At 36.7% G+C, this 3,343-nt stretch carries 3 protein-coding genes and 1 pseudogene; all 4 read left to right on the forward strand.

Annotated features, from left to right (window positions below; all coding sequences use genetic code 11):
* Positions 1–266: pseudogene (locus PLK24_RS09880) on the forward strand (DegT/DnrJ/EryC1/StrS family aminotransferase); the annotation flags it as partial.
* A 166-nt stretch (positions 267–432) separates the two neighbouring features.
* Complete coding sequence (locus tag PLK24_RS09885) at positions 433–1,392, forward strand: sugar ABC transporter substrate-binding protein (RefSeq protein ID WP_324478693.1); 960 nt, start codon at positions 433–435, stop codon at positions 1,390–1,392.
* A gap of 163 nt (positions 1,393–1,555) precedes the next feature.
* Positions 1,556–2,323, forward strand: a complete 768-nt coding sequence (locus PLK24_RS09890; RefSeq protein WP_324478695.1) for an ATP-binding cassette domain-containing protein — start codon at positions 1,556–1,558, stop codon at positions 2,321–2,323.
* 100 nt (positions 2,324–2,423) lie between these two features.
* The coding region (locus PLK24_RS09895; RefSeq protein ID WP_324478697.1) for an ABC transporter permease at positions 2,424–3,343 on the forward strand (920 nt) is incomplete at its 3' end.

Genomic DNA, 3,343 nt, shown 5'->3' on the forward strand with positions numbered 1-3,343 from the left:
ATAACAATATGGAACAAATTTTACAAAAGAAAACTTCAACCCTCTATCCCTGCCCTTATGAATGTCCGGCTTACGGAAAAGATATTCAATATTATGCTCATATGCTTCCACAAACTGATGCCATCCTTGATCGGGCAATCAATATCAGCGTTGGTGTTGTTGATAAAGGTTTAGGTTCAGGGTTTGGTATCAATATTAATTCGAGTGACGAGGATATTCAAGCAGTAGTAGAGAAAGTTGAAAAAATTATGAAAGAAATTTCATAGAATTATTGGTTTTTTATAGCTTGGAAGATAATTCTTTATGATTTGGAAATGAATTAAATAGAAGTCAAAAAAAGGAGGTGGTTGGTTATTTAAATTATGAGTGATCAAATGAGGATTAAGGGAAGTAGTTATCAAACCAATTTTGATTAAGAATGAGGAGGAAACTATGAAACACAAACTTTCAATATTAATATTTGTTTTCGTTGTAATGAGTCTGGTTTTAAGTTTAACTTTTAGTGCAGTTTCGCAAGAAAAACAAATCGTTCTTGGTACATCAATCATTACTTATGAACATCCCTTTTACATTGATGTTGTAAACGGTATGAAGAAAGCAGCTGAACAAGCTGGCGTCGAAATGTTATTGGATGATCCCAAAACCAAACTCGATGCCCAAGTAAAGGCTTTAGAAACCTATATTACCCGAGGAGTAGATGCAATTGTTCTTTTTGGAGTCGACCCGGAAGGCGTAGTGCCGGTTGTTGAAGAAGCAATTGCCAAGGGAATACCAGTAATCACGGCTGATATGGAGTTAGTAACTGATAAAGTGGTTACTTTTATAGGCTCAGATAATTACCAGATTGGGACCGAAGTTGGAGGGTGGACTAAAGCTTATATTGAAAAAGAAATGGGTGGAAAAGCAAAGATTGGTGTGCTTTGGTGGGCGGTCTCGGTTGCTCAGCAACAACGTACCCAAGGTTTTCTTGATCAAGTCACTCAGTTGCCGGGTGTTGAAATCGTAGCCCAACAAAACGTTGAAGAAGGACTTCGCGAAAACGCCATGACAGTTGCAGAAAATATCATGACCGCGAATAAAGATATTGATTTTCTTTTTGGTGGAAACCAGACCTGTACGATGGGAGCCGTCTCGGCGGTGGAAGCAGCTGGAGCCAATGTAAAAGTAGTTGGTGTAGACATCGATACTGAAATGGTCCAGGCAATTAAAGATGGGAAATTATTTGCTACTGTAGCCCAACAGCCAATTGTTTTAGGATCGACTGCTATTGAAACAGCTTTAAATAAATTAAAAGGCGAAGAAATCCCAAAAAGAATAACCATTCCAGTGCTTTTAGTTTCCCAAGAAAATTTGGAAGAAGCCACTCAAGCATTAGAAATTCTTGACTATTAGTTGGTTTTAGGATGATATAACGGAATAAACCTTGAGGGAGAGAAATGAGTTTTCTCTCCCTCATTTAAATTAAAGGAATAAGAATATCTCTTTCATCACTATTTGTGAAGGAGGATCAACGAAAAACGAGGGATTTAATATGCATGAAGAACCCATTTTAAAAATGAAGAGTATTTCTAAGAAATTTGGATCAGTACAAGCTTTATATCAGGTAGACTTTGAACTTTATCCTAATGAAATACTTGGTTTATTGGGGGATAATGGCGCTGGGAAATCAACCCTAATTAAAATTATTGCTGGTGTTTTTAGTCAAGATGAAGGTGAAATCTTTATTCGTGGTAAATCGGTTACTATTTCTGATCCAGCTGGAGCGAAGGAATTAGGTATTGAAACGGTTTATCAAGATTTAGCTCTGGCCACGAAGCTCAACATTGCTGAAAATATTTTTCTTGGTCGAGAGAAAATGAAAAAATTCCTAAAGACACCCATTCAAATATTAGATAAAAAGCGGATGGAAGCAGAAACCAAACCATTATTAGAAAGATTACGAATTGCTTTAGATCCAAAGTTAAAAGTTGGAACTTTATCTGGAGGACAACGCCAAGCCACTGCTATAGCAAAAAGTGTTTTTTGGGAGGCGAAAATTATCATCATGGATGAGCCGACTGCTGCTTTAGGTGTTGCCGAAACTGCTAAGGTGCGTCAGATCATTTTAGATTTAAAAAAGCACGGAGCGTCAGTGATCCTCATCAGCCATAATCTTGAAGATGTTTTTTCAGTTGCCGATCGCGCTATCGTTTTAAGAGGGGGAATGAGGGTTGGTGATCGAATCATCAAAAATACAACTCGCGATGAAATTGTTAAACTTATGGTTTCAGGTGAACAAAAGCAAGAAATGAATAACGCACCAGCGATTAATGTTGTGAGTTAAAGACTTTAATGAAAAACTATCCTTTTTAGTACATTACAATTGAATGATTAAAAAATGGATGTTTGATTTTGAATAATATCTTTTAGGAGAGAAATTCACTATGAGTCAAGAAAAAAAATCGACTTTGGGCTGGTTTATGTTTCTTTTTGAAAACTATGGTTTATTGCTCGGATTTATTTTTTTATGTTTGTTCTTATCGATTGCTTCTCCTTATTTTCTTACTGTGGAAAATATATTAAATGTTGGGAGACAGATATCTATCACTGCCATAGTAGCTTTTGGTATGACATTTGTAATTACTGCTGCTCAAATTGATTTGAGTGTAGGTTCAGTGATAGCTTTAACCGGCGTAACTGCCGCTGCCTTTCTCCGTCAAGAAAACTATCCACTTGGTTTATGGGTGATCGCCATATTTGCTATAGGGCTCATAATTGGGCTTTTGCATGGTTTTTTTGTTGCCAAGCAAAAAATACCGGCTTTTCTACTTACTTTAGCGACAATGGGTATTCTTCGTGGAATTGGTTTTATCTATACTCAAGGAAGACCGATTTATATAAAATCAGAAAGCTTTCGCTCTTTGGGCCGAGGGTTTATTGGCCCTATTCCTACGCCTATTATTTTGATGCTGGTTATTTGGATTATTTGTTACTTTATTTTTACACAAACAAAATTTGGTAAATATGTATCAGTAGTTGGAGAAAACCAAGAAGTTGCCAGGATATCAGGGATTAATGTCGACAAAATATTTATCTATGTTTTTATTCTTCAGGGAATTCTTGCTGCAATAGGAGGAGCTATTATGGCTTCTCGTCTTGGTACCGGATCTCCACAAGTTGGTCAGGGTGAAGAATTAGATGTCGTTTCAGCAGTTATCCTTGGTGGTACCAGTTTAAATGGAGGAGAAGGAAAGATGTTTGGAACTTTATTAGGAGCTATGATCATAGGCACTCTCCTTAATGGAATGACCTTACTGAATGTATCTCCTTATATTCAAATGGTTATCCGTGGTTTGGTTATTTT

The sequence above is a fragment of the Atribacter sp. genome (genome assembly GCF_035418125.1).
In the GTDB taxonomy this organism is placed as follows: domain Bacteria; phylum Atribacterota; class Atribacteria; order Atribacterales; family Atribacteraceae; genus Atribacter; species Atribacter allofermentans.

Coding starts and splice junctions, on each gene's coding strand:
- PLK24_RS09885 (WP_324478693.1), top strand. CDS start 433: ATGAAACACAAACTTTCAATATTAATATTTGTTTTCGTTGTAATGAGT.
- PLK24_RS09890 (WP_324478695.1), top strand. CDS start 1,556: ATGAAGAGTATTTCTAAGAAATTTGGATCAGTACAAGCTTTATATCAG.